Raw genomic sequence first — 16,828 nt, 5'->3', positions numbered from 1 at the left:
GTTGAAAGTTGCGATAACTGGTGCCAATGGTTTTTTAGGATCTTACTTAGTAAAAGAATGTCTCCGTCAAGAGATAGAGGTATATGCTTTAATACGGTCCGGTGCAAACACATCACTACTCTCTGAAAACAGAAACCTTCATATAAAGGAGGTTCATTATAAGGGTGATTTGACCGAACAATTTCTAAGCCTCAAATCGGAGGTAGGTCAGCTTGATTATTTCATTCATAATGCAGGAATGACAGTAAGTCTAAAGAATGAAGAATATTATCAAGTGAATGTTGGCTTAACCACTTTGATTTGCGATTCTCTACGAACATCTAAACTTCTAAAAAAGGATGGTGTATTTGTCTATACATCATCTTATGCCGCACACGGTCCTGCAAATACAAAGTCGCCTGTCTCACATTATGGGCATAGTAAACTCCAAGCCGAAAAAGTAATTCAGGATAAAATGGAAAACTATCTTCTTGTACGGCCAACTGCCATATATGGTGCTGGAGATGAAGCTTTCTTACCTTTATTTAAAGGCGCTAAAATGGGTCTATACCCAGTAACCAATAGTAAGCAGCGAATGAGTATGATCCATGGTGCGGATCTAGCGCGTATGATTGCCTATGATATGCAAACGGAAACCGGTCCTTTGCATTACAATGATGGGAACACTTACCTACATCAAGATTTCATTGAAATCTTTCAAGAGCTATTTAAAAAGAGAATCCGCAAATTACCTCTTCCAAAATGGGTTGCTAAATTATCAATGGGGTGTTCTGATGTTTGGCATAAAATAATAAAAAAACGCCCTGGCATTACTTTGGAAAAGTTTGAAGAAATTTCACAAAATTGGGATCTTCATGCCACAGAAATAAAGCACACATCAGTAAAATCTGAAATATCTTTGAAAAATGGATTTCAAGATGCCTTGAACTTTTACAAAGAAAATAACCTAATCTAAATGTCACTAGAAATTAAGGAAATCAATACCAAAAAGGAATTGAATCACTTCATTAAGTTTCCTTTTAAACTGTATAAAGAAAACCCTTACTATGTGACCCCCCTTGTTGACTTTGAAATGAGCACTTTGCTCAAAGAAAAGAATCCTGCATTTGATCATGCAGAGGCTAAATATTGGATTGTTGAAAAAGATAATCAAATAGTAGGCAGAATAGCTGCAATAGTTCTAGAAAAGGAGTTGAAAGAAAAAGGGCTTGCAAGGTTTGGTTGGATAGATTTTATAGATGATAAAGAGGTGTCCCATCTTCTTTTAGAAACCGCCAAAAGTTGGGTTTCATCCAAAGGGGCAAAAGGAATTCATGGACCGATGGGTTTTACCGATCTTGATTTTGAAGGCGCATTAATTTCAGGTTTTGATCAGATTGCGACTCAGGCGACCATTTATAATCATCCTTACTACATTGATCATTTTAGAGCGTGGAACCTTGAAATTGCTGCTACTTGGGTAGAGTTTCGTGGAAAAGCTCCTGCGAATAATCCTGAAAAAGTCACTCGCGCAGTAAACTTGATCCAAAATCGATATAATGTGAGAGTGAAGGACTTCAAGAACACGAAAGAGATGGTGAAATATGCTTATAGTGTCTTTGAAGTACTTAACCAAGCCTATTCTAATTTATATGGTTACGTCCCTTTGACTCAAAAACAAATCGATTATTATGTCGACCAATACTTTGGTTTCATTCGAAAAGAATTTGTTTGCATTGTCGTCAACGACGCGGAGGAAGTTGTTGGATTTGCGCTTACATTCCCATCCTTATCCAAAGCATTTCAAAAAGCAAAAGGGTCTTTATTTCCATTTGGGTTTATACACGTTTTAAAAGCATTCTTTATTAATGACACAGCCGATTTATTCCTTATTTGTGTTAAGCCTGAATATCAACGATTAGGAATTCATGCGTTAATATTCGATTATCTACAAAAGGTTTATAAAAAGAAAGGAATCAAATACATGGCTTCAGGACCAATGCTTGAAGACAATAAAAATGTTCTTAATACCTGGAGAGAATTTGATCTGGACATAGGAAAAATAAAGCGTAGTTGTTTTGTTAAGCATTTCTAATCTGAGTTTAGTAGTTTCACTGCATGGAAATGAAAGATAAAACAGCGTTGATTATAGGAGGATCGAGTGGGATTGGTCTTGCTTCAGTAAAAAAGCTGGCATCACATGGATGTGATATAATTATCATTCATCGGGACCGAAGGCAAGGTGTAATGGATTTAGAGGAGATTGTTCATTCACTTAAGCAAGCAAATAATGTATCAATCATTTCCCATAATATTGATGCAACAAATCCTGAGAAAATTTCTGAAACTGTTCGATCAATTAAGAGCTCCATTTCGCAGATTGATGTTGTGATACATGCAGTTTCGAGGGGTAATCTCAAACCATTCATATCAGATGGAGCGAAACTATCCATGCAGGATTTAAGTCTGACCATAGAAGCTATGGGTATCAATCTTAAAGTGTGGGTTGATGAGTTACTGGATTCTAATCTTTTGCAGAATGGCTCGAAAATACTCACTCTTACTTCTGAGGGAAATGATAAATTCTGGGAAGGCTATGGAGCCGTAGCTTTAGCAAAATCAGCCTTGGAAACCTTGTCTCGATATTTATCAATTGAATTAGCTACGAAAGGAATTACTGTTAATACTATTCAAGCAGGAGTTACAGACACCCCTTCACTGAGACTAATTCCTGGATCTGACAAATTAATTGAGCAATCAATAAACAGAAATCCATATAAAAGGTTAACAACACCTGAAGATGTTGCAAATACAATTTTCCTATTAGCTCAACCTGAGGCAAACTGGATAAATGGTGCACTTATCCATGTAGATGGAGGTGAACATTTGATATGAAGGCTTACGATAAAATCATAAAATTACTGCCGTACGAACGCCCGTTTTTATTTGTAGATGAAATCATTGATCTCAATGATGAAGGAGCAATTGGGAGTTATACTGTTCGAAAAGATGAATTCTTTTTAGAGGGACATTTTCCTGGAAATCCAGTAGTCCCGGGTGTGATTCTCACAGAGATCATGTGTCAAATTGGGTTAGTTACCCTTGCCATGTTTTTATTAAATCTCGATGAAGATTCAAAAGTTCTTCCTGCGTTTACAAGTGCTAATGTTGACTTTCTGTCAAAAGTAAGCACCGAAGACAAACTTATTGTTGAATCAAAAAAAGTCTATTTTCGCTTCGGAAAGTTAAAGTGCAATGTAACCTGCAAAAAGGAAGATGGAACTGTAGTTGCAAGAGGTGAGTTAGCAGGTATGGTTGTCAAATCAGAATCGTAAATTTTGAAAAAACATAGAGTTGTAATCACTGGACTAGGAGTTGTAGCTGCCAATGCAATTGGAGTTGATAACTACGAAAAAGCGCTCAGAGAGGGAAAATCTGGAATAAAACGATGGGAAGAATTAGAGAAACTTAATTTCAGATCTCAAATTGGAGGAATTCCAGATTTAGATTCTGTTAACCTAAGCGATCATTTACCTCGTTTATTAGCTGAAAAAATTAGCAATAAAGGCATTATTTACGCGATGCTTTCGGGTTTGGAAGCATGGTCTGATGCAGGCCTTGAACCTAACTCTGAAAATACAGATTTCAATTCGGGAATTATTATTGGAGCCGGAGACCTAAGTTTCGACACCTTCATAAATAGAGATTTTCCAGCGTATCCCATAGACAAAGGAGAAAGCAGAAAACTTGGATCTCGTACAATTTCAGAATGTATGAATAGTGGAGCTGCTGCCTATTTAAATACAATTCTGGGCTTGGGAAATAGAGTACAGTCAAATTCATCTGCTTGCATAACTGGTTCAGAAGCTGTCCTAATGGGGTATGAGTATCTTTCTGAAGGAAAAGCAGATCGAATGATATGTGGGAGTACCGAGGGAGATGGACGGTACATATGGGCAGGTTTTGATGCCATGCGAGTATTATGTTCAGATTCCAATGATAACCCTGAATATGGATCAAGACCCATGAGTGAAACATCCTCTGGATTTGTTCCATCTGGTGGTTCTGGAGCATTAGTTCTTGAAACTCTTGAAAGTGCACAATCAAGAGGCGCTAAAATCTATGGTGAAATCTTAGGAGGACACGTTAATTCTGGCGGTCAACGAAATGGAGGGACGATGACAGCAGCAAATCCAGAAGCAGTTCAAGATTGTATTAAGCGTGCCATCAAATCTTCCAACATTAATGCTCAAGAAATTGATCTGATAAATGGCCACTTGACATCCACAAAAGGCGATCCAGCTGAAATAAGAAACTGGGTTGCGGCCTTGAATAGATCTGGAGAAGATTTTCCTCTGATCAATACACCAAAATCGATGATCGGACATGCTGTTGCCGGAGCTGGTTCGGTAGAACTTGTAGCAAGCGTATTACAACTCCACAATGACTTTGTTCATGCCAATTTAAACGTTGAAAATATTCATCCGGAAATTTTATCAGAAATTTTTGGGGGTAGCATTCCTACAACTTGCCTAAGCAAGGAAGTAAACACTATTATCAAAGCTAATTTTGGTTTTGGTGATCTAAATTGCGCGCTTGTTTTAAGGAAATACAAAGAATAATGACAAGAGAAACTGTAAAAACCGACCTGATCAATATAATTAAGCCTTATTTACCTGAAGAAGTTAGAGATAATGAAGTATCTGAAGATAAGCACTTGATCAATGACTTAATGATCAACTCAGCACACATCGTTGATATCGTACTTGATATTGAAGACAAATTTGATATTATGATCGACGATGATGTAATTGGGGAAATGAATACTGTACAGGATTCAATCGATGTAGTTTTACAAAAAACTGCCTAAGAATTCAGCTCATTTAATAATTTCTGATCGTATTTCCGCTGCAACATGTTAAGGGGCACATAACCTATTGTCCAAATCAAGCTTGCAACCAAGTATATTTCGTATCTTCCTAAAATAGCAGATACTATCATCGCATTTCGGTGAGTATTGCTTCCTCCTAGCCACGCCCACCAAAAAAGTGTCCTCATATTCATTCTTGAATACAATGGATCAAATTTTTCAGGCATCTCTTTCGATAATTGTCGCATCCTTTTTCGGTCTTCAACGGTACGTGTTGTTGATCTGATTTGCTTGCCTGTGTAATCTAAATTGATGTAATGAATGATTTTATGAAACAGCTTATCACCTGTTGGCTTTATTTCATCTTTTGTTAGCGGAATAAAGCCAGCGGGTGATTTCCCTACCAAATAGAGGTATTCAGACTTATAAAATTCATACAAACCAGCTTTATAGCTATGTGCCAATCCTGCAGCAATCATTAGGAGAATCACCCAATAACCGTATTGAGGTATTAGATAAAGGGTACCCCCTATATAGCAGGAAATAAAAACAAGATTATCAATTAGTCCATCGATTTGACGCCCGATCTCCGAGGACTGACCGGTCATCCGTGCAAGTTGACCATCTGAGCTATCAAGAATACCTGCCCAGATTATCAGAAAACCAGCCAGTAGCGCAATACCAAGTGTTTCCTGATAATAAAAAAGAGCTCCGCCAATGACTCCAATAATGAGACTGATGACAGAAACATTTGTTGGAGTAAGATTTAACCACTTAGCAGCTCTGGCAAAATATAATCCATAAAAGCGGCTGAAATGCAAATCATATCGCTCTTCGATATCAATAAGCTTAATCGTAGATAATACCTCGTCCAGGTGGTTTTTATACCTCCTTTTTAAATATTTCAGCATCAATTACTTATTACGCTTGACACGAGAAAAAAGTGAGATTTTGTTATCAAACAAGAATTGCCAAATTACTTTTGAATAGCTTTTATGAGCATATAAAGTTTCATAATGTTCAGGCGCAATCTTTTTGAGTTCTGGAAGTTTAGAGCCAGGTATGGTAGGAAAATCATGATGTTCGTTATGGTACCCTACATTCCATATTAGCTTATTCCACCAACCATAGTATGAATAAGTCTCCTGGCCGTCTTTATATATGAAATGCTCGGCAACAAAATGTCCTGAAATAGGATGAAGTCCGGTGGCAAGAACAGTTGAACATCCTAGGTAGAGTAAACCTCCCCACCCTGCTAAAAAATATAATCCAACCATAGCTCCAATCTGCATTACTGCATTGATTATTTGCCATTTATCAGGCACCATTGGATGTACAAATAATGGTCTTACTGCATAAACAGGGATTTGAATGATCAGCCAAATAAATTTTCCAATTGGTCCTCGGAAAACTTTCGCTTCCCACTTTACCGCAAGATCTGTATCCACACCTTCTTTTCCTTGATGCCAGTGATGCTTTGCATGATAGGCCTTAAATGCCATAGCAAAAGGAACTAGCAATGGGAAATTCACAATTATCGCTAGCCAATTATTCAAAACTTTCTTTTTGAAGGCAAGGTCATGGGTGATTTCATGAATGGCTAATACAATTATATGAGTTAGAGTGGTTCCAACTAGGATTACCAAAAGTGCAAACAGCAAGGGATTTTCGGGAAGAAAAAATATTGGAATGATTAGTTGTAAACTAGCTACAAACAATGTCTTAATAATCAAAGATGGATCATTCCCAAATAATTTTTTCACTTCAGGGTGTTCCTCCATGATCTTCTTCCTTCTCAGAAAGTGAGGTTCTTTCTCTTCGCTCCAGGTAAAATCTTTTTCCTTCATATCAACCGCAAAATTAACTAATGGGGACGTAAAAAAGTTCTTGATGCAAGACCTCCAACTTTATTAAGCATTTTCATCAAAAAGTCTGCTTTTCGTTTTCCAAATGCAGAAACAGACTCTGAGTCAAAAACTTCTACATCTTTCAGTACTTTTTCTGTGAAATCTCGTACTAAGTCGCTCTCTTTTGAAACAAATACCACCTCTTGCTCAAAGTAATAACTAACCAAATCATAATTACTGCTCCCGAAAATAAGTTTTTCATCATCTATTAAAATAGCCTTCATATGTGACATCCCAGGATATTTTTTTAAATGAAAATATCCTTTCTCCCACTCTGAAAGAATAATGTTTTTAAAGATGGACTTATTATTCTCTTGCGGAGAAATTACAGTAATCTCTATACCCTTGTCAGCTAAAAATCTTAAAACCCCTAAGAGCGGCTCAGAAATATATGGTGAAATAACCTGAACACTCTTTTTGGCATTTTTGATATGCTCGAAAAACTCTTCATAAAGTTCTTTGCTTTTTGATCCATTAAATAGATACAATTGACCGAGTTCAGTATTGATGAATTTTGATTGGTTGTGATTCTTCCAGGTCATCTCAAAATCCTCTATCAGGCTAACCCCTAACTTTGGATCTGCAACTTCAACCATCATGTCATGCCAGGCAAAATTATGATCACTGAAATTGATGCCGCCTAAAAAGCTTATCTCACCATCAATGATGACCATTTTTTTATGATTGCGCAAAGGATATTTAAGTCCTAGAATGCCAATTGGATTGGTGAATTGAACATGAATTCCATTCTCCTCTGCTTTCTCAACTAGTCGTTGAGTTTCTTTTACCTCATCTCTAAAATCTCGATCCCTTAAGTATTTAATTGAAGGAATGAAATGATCATTGATTACCAGCTTCGAATAGCTATCAATAAGTAGTCGTTTTTCTTTTGCAGGGCTTGAAATCATCACATCTATTAACCACTTTCCTGCGTCATCACCCTCAAATGTCATCGCCTGAGCATGAAATGATTTACTAGCACTAGATGCTATTTCTTCCAGCCTTTGCATGAAGGCTTGCGAACCCAACAAAATTTGAGATTGTGCCAATGAAAATCTTTTGTATGGCAAAGTTAAAGGATGCTAATCCATATACTCTACTTTCTCTAAGTCAAATACAAACGAACCTACGGTCATATCGATTTCAAGCCTTAAAGGATACCGATTTGGATCGTCACTCATTATTACCTTGCCTGTTTTCCCGCTATCAAAATATTCTCCCTCAGGGAAATCCAAGCCGAATTCAAGTGCCCGAACTTTACGATTATCATATTTATGAGTCGTATTTTTCCCAGGCAACATTCGGAATTCGTAAAGATCATTTGAGAAAAATGTTCTTATCTCTACGGTTTTAGTGAACTGAGATTTGTCTCTACTTCTTAGCCACATATATGTGCTTAAAGCGTCACGAACTGGGGTATTTCCTGATGGAAACTTGTGATATCTCCATTCGTCGATATCCTCGATATACGCCTTTACTGAAATGGAATCTGCATAAGAGAAATAATCATGTCTTATATCGATTTTACCCTTCCCTTCCATGTCTCTATCTGACCTCAAAGGTTGAAGCTTATCCGCTTCTATCAATGACTCCATACAGACACTCAGCTTAGAGAATACTTTAAACCAACTTGCAGTCGCCACTGTAAATTGAACTTTATAATGTGGTTGATTCTTTGCCTTTGGATATTGGAATTCCGGATCAAGCCAAACGACTGCCTCACCTATATTAAACCAACCAAACTTCATGTTATAGGTCAGTTTCTCGCCCGGTTTAAAAGGATATGATTTATTTTGGGCCTTGATTTGGAAACTGGCAGAGATCATAAAAATCATCATCAACACCGCCACCTTCCATGCTCTAAAAAAAGTATTGAATGAAGATAGCTCTGGTATGTCCGTATGATTTCTCACGCCCCGGTGGTGTAAAGTCTCATATTTTGAGTTTGTCCAAACATCTTGCAATAATAGGTCATCAGGTCAAAATTATTGCTCCCAATATTAATGCCAGTTTGGTAGAAGAGAAAAATGTCCATTTTTTTGGTCGCAATAGATCTGTAAATATTGGTGGTACCAAGATAGATGTAAATATTGCCTTAGGAGAAGAAAAGAAAATTTTAAAAGAATTTTTAAAAGAAGAGGCGTTTGATATCATTCACTATCATACCATTTGGAATCCTTTTGTGCCTTTGCAGGTATTGAAACATTCTAAAGCCAAACAAGTAGCAACTTTTCACGATACACCTAAAAGTCAATTTGTAGGAGACTGGATAATGCCTGCCGTTGCAAAAGGCATATTTAAGTTCTTAGATCAAATTATTAGTGTATCCAAAAGCCAATCACAATTCATTTCACGCTTTTCAAAACGAAAAATACACATCATCCCCAATGGGATAGATTTGGATGAAATCAAGAAGCTTGCCCCAAAGAATTCCGAAAGACAAGATGAATCTTTTCAGATGTTTTTCATGGGAAGATTAGAACCTCGAAAAGGCGTCATGCACGCTTTACAAGCCTTTCATAAGTTAAAAATCCGATATCCGAAAATGAAACTGCTTATTGCCGGAGATGGTGATGGACGAGCTGAAGTGGAACAGTATATTAAAGACCATTCCCTGGTTGATGTGGAATTGCTAGGTTTTGTTAGCGAAGAAGAAAAATATCGATTGCTTAAAGAGTCTGACATATATCTGGCACCTGCATTATATGGAGAGAGTTTTGGTATTGTTCTCCTTGAATCAATGGCAGTTGGAACACCCATGGCTGGTTATGCTAATGCAGGCTACAAAAACGTAATCACCGAGGAGATGAACATTGGATTTGCTGAACCGGGTAATCTGGATGAGTTTGCTTCCTGCATTGAAAAATTGATTCCCTCTTCCACTCGAAAAGAGCTTTCAACACATGGCCTGAAAGAGGTTAAAAAATATGACTGGTCGGAAGTATCGAAAGAAGTGAACGAGGTTTATTTGAAATGAAACATATTATCATTCCCTATTCACTTGCGAGAGCGACGCGAACGAGACTTGGGAATCCAGTCAATCTGAAGTAAATACCATATGAGATTCCCATGACTCGGCTTACCTTCGCTTAGCCTCCCAAGAGAATGAGGTCATAAAATTTATTTAAAATAAGCCTTCACCTTCTCCATCACATAGTCCATATCCTCCTCATATAGGTCTCCAATCACAGCCACACGGAACGTTTTGCTTTCAGGTATTACTCCTGGATAGATGGTGATTCCATGCTCATAGAGATAATCATGAAAATGATTGAAATCCAACCCCGGCTTATCAAGGTTTAGAGCTAATAAAATTTTTGACTCTTGTTCTAATGGTAGGAATGGTGTGAATCCAAGTTCCTTAAATCCATCATACAGTTTCTGCCAGTTGGCCTGGTAGCGTTTCCAGCGATTATCTAATCCTTCTTCTTCGTGCTCTTTAATTGCTTCAAGAAACGCGTAGCTTGTTTGCACCGGAGGAGTAAATCGAAGCTGATCTTTTTTCTGCAGGTTGTCCCACTGCTTGTATACATCAAAGTAGAAGCCGGTACCATTGTTTTTTAAATCTTCCAATCGATCCTTATGGAAGATCACAAATGAAAGTCCTGCCATGCCATGGATGCATTTATTCGAACTGGAGAATAAATAGTCTATCTCAAGCTGCGCCAGGTTCATTGGGTACGCACCAAAGGAGCTCATCGCATCCACAATGTATTTAACGCCCGTCTCTTTACAAATCTCTGCGACTTCCTCTAACGGATCCATCATACCTGTAGAGGTCTCGTGGTGCACCATCGCCAGATGCGTGTATTCTCCTGAGGCAAGAGCTTTTTTGATTTTTGCTGGTTCCGGGTAATCACCGAACTCAAACATGGAGGAATTTTTCAATCCGTATTCATCGCAAATTGCTTTGATTCGAATACCATATGCACCATTTGTGATAATCAATACATGATCATCCTTACCGATGGCCGATACCATACAAGCTTCCATTGCACCGGTTCCACTCGCTCCAAAAAGTGATACGCAGTGAGTATCCTGCGCACTGCCTACTTTAAGGATACCATCACAGATGTCGTGCATCACTTGTCCGAACTCCTTTTCCCTTGGGCAGATATCTGAAACCAACTGCGCTTCTTTCACTCGCTGTGAGGTGGTGGCTGGGCCGGGATTCAATAAAATTTTACGATCAAGTTCTTTTTTGTGTAGCATCTTACTTAGTTGCTAAGGTTTTTCATGAAAGCTTTCTTGTTCTGTACAGGTGTGGTTGTCGGCCTACCCAAGTCAGCTCTGGAAGCTTCTGTGGTTCTTACTTCCAGCATCACCGGTCCGTCTCCTTGCTGGAACTTCTCCCAAACAGCAGGTAAGTCATCCATGTTATCCACTAACCAGGTTTGTTTGTAGCCTGATGCCTCTGCGATTTTCTGAAAGTCAATTGCAAAGCCCACAGTCGCTTGTCCACCCACTGATTCGTGGCAGCCATTATTGATGAGAATATGCTTGTAGTTAATTACAGACTGGTTGCCAACAATCGCACCAGCTCCCATATGCATGATCATCGCACCATCTCCATCCAGGCAGTAAATCGGTCGATTCTTTTTACCTAAGGCAATACCTAAAGCAATCTGCGAAGCATGCCCCATTCCTCCAACTGTTAGGAAGTCTTTGCCATGACCCATGTTGTTTCGTGCCCTGATCTCAAACACTTCACGGGAAGATTTTCCGGTAGTAGAAACAATTACTGCCTCTTGCTCCATCTCCCTTAGCATCCATTCAATCACTTCCTCGCGGTTGATCGTATATGGATTCTCTACTTTCGTTTGCAGCTTGTATTTCTCAAACGTCCCTTTTCGTACGAGCAGTGCAAAAGGAGCATTCGTTTCTCCCATTGTCTTTACTGCGTCTTCGAGTTGCTTTTCTGCTTCATTCTCCTCCTCGGAAAGAATGGCGTATGGAATCTCCATTGCCTGAAGCAACTCCTCAGAAATTCTACCTTGCTTTACATGCTGAGGTTCATCCTTTACTCCCGGCTCTCCCCTCCACCCAATCATTAAAAGCATCGGGATAGAATACACATCACTATCTGCAAGGGATGTTAAGGGGTTCACGCAGTTCCCAAAACCGGAATTCTGCATGTACACCAACGGAATTTTACCAGTTGCGAGGTGATGACCCATTGCTAATGCAATAGCTCCTCCTTCATTTGCTGCGATGATGTCTGAACCTTCGTCGGTCATCACTGAACAAAAGTCTTTCAGCAATGAATCAGGAACACCGGCTGAAAACTCAATGCCCTGAGATCGGATTGCTTTTAAAAAATTCTGAGGGTTTAGCATTGTTTAATTAGGGAGTATAGTCAGGATTTCTTTGATCGACATGCAAAACTCATCAGCTTCTTTCGAGCGCTTGTTTTCCAAAATCGATTCCGCCGTTTTCTTCATCGCAGGGAATGCCGCCCGAAGCAAATGGTTTGCATAAATCACAATACTGAAACCTGCTTCTTTCAGTTCATCTTCTGTAAACTGATTGTACGATGAAGGCACTGATACAACAGGAACTTTGTATTCAAACTCCTGATAATGCTTCATGAATTCCATGATCTCAGAACCGTCTTTATGACGACTATGAATCATGATTGCATCTGCACCAGCCTCGATGTAAGCTTTCGCCCTTGTCAAGGCATCTTCCATGCCATGCTCAGCGATAAGGCTTTCCAGTCGCGCTATGATCATGAAATCTTCAGTAACCTGAGATTTTTTTCCGGTATTGATCTTCTCGCAAAACCCATCAATTGTATCTAGTTCCTGCTTTACCTCTGTTCCGAAAAGTGAATTTCTTTTAAGACCTACCTTATCTTCGATGATTACCGCAGAAACACCTAATCGCTCCAGGTTCTTCACCAACAACGCGAAATGTTCCGTAACACCCCCAGTATCTCCATCAAGGATGATTGGTTTGGTGGTTACATCCAGAATATCATTTATGGTATTGAATCGAGAAGTTCTGTCAACATACTCAGTGTCAGGTTTTCCTTTTGCCGTAGAGTCGGTCAGTGAACTTACCCACATCGCATCAAACTCACGTGATTCATTTCCTGCATCCACTTTGGTATCCTCAACAATAAGCGCCGAGATGCCATTGTGTGCTTCAAGTACACGAACGATATCCTTAGATTCAAGAAGTCGTCTCAACATTCTTCTTCGGATGTCCGGGGTTGTGCCTACTTCTTTCAATGCCTGTCGAAGGCCCGTTGATGAGATACCTGAAGTATATTCCGGCTCTACCAGTTCTCCTCCCCACTCGTTGAGTAGTTTGATCACTTTTTCGCGTATATGTTTCTGTGGGCCTGTTTTCCAATCAGTTCCGTGAACCACATAATCGGGCTTAAGGTCACGAAGATTTTTTTCGTAATCCAAATCTTCCTGAAGAATTACTTCCTTCACTCCCTTTAGATTCTCGAGGATTTTCTTTCGCTCATCGTAAGATAAAAACGGCGTTCGGCTGTATTTGCTTACTGCTTTATCTGAGAGTAACCCTACAGTTACCTCTCCAAGCTCACGAGCGACTTCAATAATATTTATGTGTCCATGGTGGATGAGGTCTGTCCCCATTCCTACGTATACTTTCTTCATTTAGCTATGAAAATTTTCTAATAGGTGTTTGTAAATTCATTTACCCCTAAACAGAATATTTTTAATTATGAATTTATGCTCACCTATTGCGATTTAGAATATTCTATCTTCGCGCAAAAGTAATTGGAAACCGAGGGAATCTCCTCCTTATTTTCTAAGAGATGACGCAAACGATTGAAACTGCCGTAATATTAGCCGCCGGAAGAGGGACCAGGCTACAACCATACACTTTTGATATTCCAAAAGGATTTATGCCAGTAGGTGAAGAACGGTTGATTGAACGATCTGTCAGACTTTTAAAGGAAAATGGGATCAAAAATGTAATCATAGGAACCGGTCACCTACATGAGCATTACGAGAAATTTGCGAAAGAACATGGTTTGACAACTTTCTTAAGTCCTGACTATGCGACTACTGGCAGTTTCCACACTTTGATCTATGGATCGGCTTTGATTAAAGGAGATTTTCTCTTGTTGGAGTCGGACTTGCTTTACCATTCTGATGCAATAAAAAGTCTGATCGATGCAGATCAAAAAGACATCATTCTGTGCAGTGGATTTACACAATCCAATGACGAGGTTTATGTAGAGGTGAAAGATGGAAAACTAAAAAGTCTTTCAAAAAAGAAAGAAGAGTTAGGCTCAGTGGATGCCGAACTGGTGGGAATTTGGAAAATCTCAATGGCCCTGCTTGAAAAATTGAAGCAGCATCATAAAGAAGCCGAAGATGGCACGAAAAAAGACTATGAAATTGCTATTGCACAGCTTTCTGATGATCATAAAGTAGACGTACTAAAACTAGATAACCTAGCCTGGTGTGAAATTGACAACCAAGATCACCTGGAGCGCGCGAAGGAGAAAATCCTTCCTCGATTAGATTAGCAGAGATTCGATGTAAAATTCCATTTTTTTTGCCTTTAATTTCTGTCTTTTCGACCTAAAGGAGAAATAATTATTAATTCATAGGTCTGATATTTTAGCTAGGAAAATATTTCTTGCCAAGAAGAAATCTCAATTTTTCGATTTGACAGAAATTAAGTGGTTAGAATTTAAAAAAAATCAAAGTTTATTAAGATTTTGGTGGGTGCCACAGTCCCGTTTTTTGATCTCTCCATCCCCCTGTTCCTAAATAACCGTACATGAGCTCTAGGTAGCCTAACGTATCGTTAGGAACGGTTACTTTTTCTCCCAGAAAAGAATCCTCCTTCAATGGAAAAATCAGCTTCTTGGGAATATGCTGACGCTCATTAGGGTAGTTGGCCTCTACAAATGTGCGGACAGAATCGCCTTTATCTTCATAAAAGAAAATGTCAAAATCATAGCCTTTGTATGAAAAGTAAACCTTTGGCCCTTCATGATTTGCTGAAGTATCATAAAACTGTAAGCCATTTGGCATTTTATCCTTTAATTTTTTAACGGATTCATAAGCACTTTCCATCATTGCCACATCAATGTCAATGTCATGTGGGATAATACCACCCGTCCGATGATAGCCAAGCAAAGTCCCGAAATCCAGCCAGTAAGGTTCTCCAGATTCTTTGAGTACACTTATGGACTTTCGAAACATCTCCTCCAAAATCTCAAGCTTTCGCTGGCGGTATTGACCGGGCAAAGCGAATAAAACTACATTTGCAACGCGTTTGAGATATTGGATGAGGCGTATCATGACGCAAAAAAAGGTAATTCAAGTAAACTAATTGATTCTTTGGGTAAACAAGTGTTAGATAAGCCAATAGACTTAGTATATACATGGGTAGATGGCAATGATCTGGAGTATCAAAAATTGGTCAATAAATACTCTAAGAAGCCGCTGGATCTAAACCCAGAACGTTATCGTGATCTCTTTCACTTAATGAAATATAGTTTGCGATCAGTGGAAAAATTTGCCCCATGGATCAACCACATTTACATTTTTACCTGCCGACCGCAAAAACCTGACTGGCTAAACACTGATCATCCGAAAATCTCAGTAGTTCATCATGATGAGGTCTTTGATGAACAGGATGTACCGACATTCAACTACAATGTAATCGAAAGCTACATTCATAAAATCCCGGGATTATCCGATGATTTCATTTATCTCAATGATGACTTCTTATTTGGTAATGAAGTACATCCTCAAGATTTCTACACTAAAGATGGAAAGGTATTGATCCATGGAACACTCTTTGGTGAAAACCTTGGATGGCGTATTTATAATAAGAAAAATGATATTGTAGGACTTGGTCTTATTGAACACTCCCCGCTTTTGATTCGGAAAGAATGGTGGCAGGGAATGCAGAATGCGCGTCCGGAACTAATTGATGAGATTAAATCCCATAAGTTTCGGGAAGGTACAGATGTGATGACATACAAGTTGTATCGATGGTATACACTTAAACATCAATCCGAGCACTGTAGACCAATTAAACTGCCTGAATTACTTAAAATCCATTCTTTTCATAAGATCACCAACAATCTGAAAAAACAACAGAGAGCCTTTAAATGGCTTGAAAGAAAAAAGCCGAAATTTTATTGCTTAAATGATGATCAGGGAGAAAATCCAAATTTAGAGGTAGTGAAAATTGTTCAGGAATTTCTTGCTTGGTTCTACAATGAAAATTCTTCATTCGAAAACTGAAAACCATAATTTTTGAAAATCCCAATTAACAAAAAAGGTAAATATGCCCAAAGATTCATACCATACATGTGGCCATGGTCTCATCCTGATGGGATTAAATATCCAAATTTTTGGAGTTGGGTGATGTCAAGAAAGTTTAGCCTATTTTATACGTTGACCATTTGGGTTCTTTTGGGAATTCTGGGGTATGCTGCAAGGAGAAATTGTGATGAAGGACCATGGCAAATCGTTTTTCAATGTGATTGGTCTGTTTGGATGGGAGAATACAAAACAAATTTTTGGCATTTCTTAGGCACAAGTTTTACTGCTCCATGGTTTCATAATGATCTCCCTCATTTACTTTTTGTGACCTTTTTTGGATTCTTTTTTCCAGTGCAATCCTTTGAAGCTCAACATGGCACCAAAGCAACAATTACTATTTATTTCTTATCATATGTTTTTGTCTTACTATTTGTTGGCTGGCTTTTTAACACACTTTTAATTTATTGGCCAGATGTACATGGAATTTCTTATCCATTTACTAGAGCCTGGATGGGGGGGTCCGTAGGAATTTTTGCCTTAATAGGTGGGCTGTCCTATTTCAGCAAGAAAAAATGGTTTACACTTAGTCTTGTTTTAGTATTTGAGCTAATCAATCATTTTATCATTGGCATGAACTATTACATATCACTTTACCATATATGTGCAAGTTTGTTCGGATGGTTTTCTTGTTGGATTTGGGAGAATAGTGTGCGTTTCAAGCTAAAATCCTATTAGAAATTGCATAACCTTACCAATTGAGGCTGTCATTTTCGACCTGATATTGAAGCTAAAGGATTAAA

The 16,828-nt window shown here is 38.6% G+C and carries 18 protein-coding genes; 10 read left to right on the top strand and 8 right to left on the bottom strand.

Annotation, left to right across the window (positions count from 1 at the left end):
- Position 1 precedes the first annotated feature (1 nt).
- From ACOMC3_RS01135 to ACOMC3_RS01110, 6 genes are read left to right on the top strand one after another with little or no spacing between them, the layout of a single operon-like run.
- Positions 2-955: an NAD-dependent epimerase/dehydratase family protein gene (locus ACOMC3_RS01135; protein ID WP_420317681.1), complete on the top strand. Its 954-nt coding sequence runs from the start codon at positions 2-4 to the stop codon at positions 953-955.
- Positions 956-2,074 carry a hypothetical protein gene (locus tag ACOMC3_RS01130; RefSeq protein WP_420317680.1) on the top strand — a complete coding sequence of 373 codons (1,119 nt, stop codon included), beginning with the start codon at positions 956-958 and terminating at the stop codon, positions 2,072-2,074. It abuts the gene before it with no gap.
- A gap of 29 nt (positions 2,075-2,103) precedes the next feature.
- Entirely contained in the window at positions 2,104-2,874 is a 771-nt protein-coding gene (locus tag ACOMC3_RS01125) for an SDR family oxidoreductase (protein WP_420317679.1), read from the top strand.
- The gene (locus ACOMC3_RS01120; RefSeq protein ID WP_420317678.1) at positions 2,871-3,314 is read left to right on the top strand and encodes a 3-hydroxyacyl-ACP dehydratase FabZ family protein; all 444 of its coding nucleotides are present in this window, start codon (positions 2,871-2,873) and stop codon (positions 3,312-3,314) included. Before ACOMC3_RS01125 ends, ACOMC3_RS01120 begins: the two co-directional genes overlap by 4 nt.
- 3 nt (positions 3,315-3,317) lie before the next feature.
- A complete protein-coding gene (locus ACOMC3_RS01115) occupies positions 3,318-4,601 on the top strand; it encodes a beta-ketoacyl-[acyl-carrier-protein] synthase family protein (RefSeq protein WP_420317677.1) in 1,284 nt (427 codons plus the stop codon).
- Positions 4,601-4,849 (top strand): acyl carrier protein, encoded by a 249-nt coding sequence (locus ACOMC3_RS01110; protein ID WP_420317676.1) that lies wholly within the window; start codon positions 4,601-4,603, stop codon positions 4,847-4,849. Before ACOMC3_RS01115 ends, ACOMC3_RS01110 begins: the two co-directional genes overlap by 1 nt.
- Here the strand turns inward: ACOMC3_RS01110 and ACOMC3_RS01105 are convergent.
- The 4 genes from ACOMC3_RS01105 to ACOMC3_RS01090 are packed head-to-tail and all read right to left on the bottom strand — an operon-like array spanning position 4,846 to position 8,669.
- Positions 4,846-5,760 (bottom strand): CDP-alcohol phosphatidyltransferase family protein, encoded by a 915-nt coding sequence (locus ACOMC3_RS01105; RefSeq protein WP_420317675.1) that lies wholly within the window; start codon positions 5,758-5,760, stop codon positions 4,846-4,848. The two genes, ACOMC3_RS01110 and ACOMC3_RS01105, sit on opposite strands and share 4 nt — an antisense overlap.
- A 3-nt stretch (positions 5,761-5,763) precedes the next feature.
- Entirely contained in the window at positions 5,764-6,696 is a 933-nt protein-coding gene (locus ACOMC3_RS01100; protein ID WP_420317674.1) for a fatty acid desaturase, read from the bottom strand.
- Between the two features lie 17 nt (positions 6,697-6,713).
- The gene (locus ACOMC3_RS01095) at positions 6,714-7,826 is read right to left on the bottom strand and encodes a phospholipase D-like domain-containing protein (protein ID WP_420317673.1); all 1,113 of its coding nucleotides are present in this window, start codon (positions 7,824-7,826) and stop codon (positions 6,714-6,716) included.
- A gap of 12 nt (positions 7,827-7,838) precedes the next feature.
- The gene (locus tag ACOMC3_RS01090) at positions 7,839-8,669 is read right to left on the bottom strand and encodes a DUF3108 domain-containing protein (RefSeq protein ID WP_420317672.1); all 831 of its coding nucleotides are present in this window, start codon (positions 8,667-8,669) and stop codon (positions 7,839-7,841) included.
- Here ACOMC3_RS01090 and ACOMC3_RS01085 point away from each other — a divergent pair.
- Entirely contained in the window at positions 8,633-9,733 is a 1,101-nt protein-coding gene (locus ACOMC3_RS01085) for a glycosyltransferase family 4 protein (protein WP_420317671.1), read from the top strand. The genes ACOMC3_RS01090 and ACOMC3_RS01085 overlap by 37 nt on opposite strands.
- A gap of 143 nt (positions 9,734-9,876) precedes the next feature.
- Here the strand turns inward: ACOMC3_RS01085 and ACOMC3_RS01080 are convergent, their stop codons facing one another.
- Genes ACOMC3_RS01080 through aepX form a run of 3 tightly spaced genes read right to left on the bottom strand, consistent with a single transcriptional unit; the run spans position 9,877 to position 13,388 of the window.
- Positions 9,877-10,968: a 2-aminoethylphosphonate aminotransferase gene (locus ACOMC3_RS01080; protein WP_420317670.1), complete on the bottom strand. Its 1,092-nt coding sequence runs from the start codon at positions 10,966-10,968 to the stop codon at positions 9,877-9,879.
- A gap of 5 nt (positions 10,969-10,973) precedes the next feature.
- Complete coding sequence (gene aepY / locus ACOMC3_RS01075) at positions 10,974-12,092, bottom strand: phosphonopyruvate decarboxylase (protein ID WP_420317669.1); 1,119 nt, start codon at positions 12,090-12,092, stop codon at positions 10,974-10,976.
- A gap of 3 nt (positions 12,093-12,095) precedes the next feature.
- Positions 12,096-13,388: a phosphoenolpyruvate mutase gene (gene aepX, locus ACOMC3_RS01070; protein WP_420317668.1), complete on the bottom strand. Its 1,293-nt coding sequence runs from the start codon at positions 13,386-13,388 to the stop codon at positions 12,096-12,098.
- A gap of 161 nt (positions 13,389-13,549) precedes the next feature.
- On the opposite strand from aepX, the gene ACOMC3_RS01065 reads away from it, so the two are divergent.
- On the top strand, positions 13,550-14,269 hold the full coding sequence (locus ACOMC3_RS01065) for a phosphocholine cytidylyltransferase family protein (protein ID WP_420317667.1): 720 nt from the start codon (positions 13,550-13,552) through the stop codon (positions 14,267-14,269).
- Positions 14,270-14,456: 187 nt separating this feature from the next.
- Here ACOMC3_RS01065 and ACOMC3_RS01060 read toward each other — a convergent pair whose 3' ends face one another.
- The gene (locus ACOMC3_RS01060; protein ID WP_420317666.1) at positions 14,457-15,053 is read right to left on the bottom strand and encodes a LicD family protein; all 597 of its coding nucleotides are present in this window, start codon (positions 15,051-15,053) and stop codon (positions 14,457-14,459) included.
- A 39-nt stretch (positions 15,054-15,092) separates the two neighbouring features.
- On the opposite strand from ACOMC3_RS01060, the gene ACOMC3_RS01055 reads away from it, so the two are divergent.
- Positions 15,093-16,007, top strand: coding sequence for a Stealth CR1 domain-containing protein (locus tag ACOMC3_RS01055; RefSeq protein ID WP_420317665.1), 915 nt, complete (start codon positions 15,093-15,095; stop codon positions 16,005-16,007).
- Positions 16,008-16,019: 12 nt separating this feature from the next.
- A complete protein-coding gene (locus ACOMC3_RS01050; protein ID WP_420317664.1) occupies positions 16,020-16,763 on the top strand; it encodes a rhomboid family intramembrane serine protease in 744 nt (247 codons plus the stop codon).
- Positions 16,764-16,828 lie beyond the last annotated feature (65 nt).

The sequence above is a fragment of the Ekhidna sp. genome (genome assembly GCF_965212185.1).
Classification (GTDB): Bacteria; Bacteroidota; Bacteroidia; order Cytophagales; family Cyclobacteriaceae; genus Ekhidna.
This window is presented reverse-complemented; position numbering and strand designations above follow the sequence as displayed.

Bases quoted from the DNA above. Each gene is read 5' to 3' on its own strand.
- ACOMC3_RS01130 (WP_420317680.1), top strand. From the start codon at position 956: ATGTCACTAGAAATTAAGGAAATCAATACCAAAAAGGAATTGAATCAC.
- ACOMC3_RS01065 (WP_420317667.1), top strand. From the start codon at position 13,550: ATGACGCAAACGATTGAAACTGCCGTAATATTAGCCGCCGGAAGAGGG.
- aepY (WP_420317669.1), bottom strand. From the start codon at position 12,092: ATGCTAAACCCTCAGAATTTTTTAAAAGCAATCCGATCTCAGGGCATT.
- ACOMC3_RS01100 (WP_420317674.1), bottom strand. From the start codon at position 6,696: ATGAAGGAAAAAGATTTTACCTGGAGCGAAGAGAAAGAACCTCACTTT.
- ACOMC3_RS01110 (WP_420317676.1), top strand. From the start codon at position 4,601: ATGACAAGAGAAACTGTAAAAACCGACCTGATCAATATAATTAAGCCT.
- aepX (WP_420317668.1), bottom strand. From the start codon at position 13,388: ATGAAGAAAGTATACGTAGGAATGGGGACAGACCTCATCCACCATGGA.
- ACOMC3_RS01085 (WP_420317671.1), top strand. From the start codon at position 8,633: ATGAAGATAGCTCTGGTATGTCCGTATGATTTCTCACGCCCCGGTGGT.
- ACOMC3_RS01120 (WP_420317678.1), top strand. From the start codon at position 2,871: ATGAAGGCTTACGATAAAATCATAAAATTACTGCCGTACGAACGCCCG.
- ACOMC3_RS01060 (WP_420317666.1), bottom strand. From the start codon at position 15,053: ATGATACGCCTCATCCAATATCTCAAACGCGTTGCAAATGTAGTTTTA.
- ACOMC3_RS01080 (WP_420317670.1), bottom strand. From the start codon at position 10,968: ATGCTACACAAAAAAGAACTTGATCGTAAAATTTTATTGAATCCCGGC.
- ACOMC3_RS01125 (WP_420317679.1), top strand. From the start codon at position 2,104: ATGAAAGATAAAACAGCGTTGATTATAGGAGGATCGAGTGGGATTGGT.
- ACOMC3_RS01105 (WP_420317675.1), bottom strand. From the start codon at position 5,760: ATGCTGAAATATTTAAAAAGGAGGTATAAAAACCACCTGGACGAGGTA.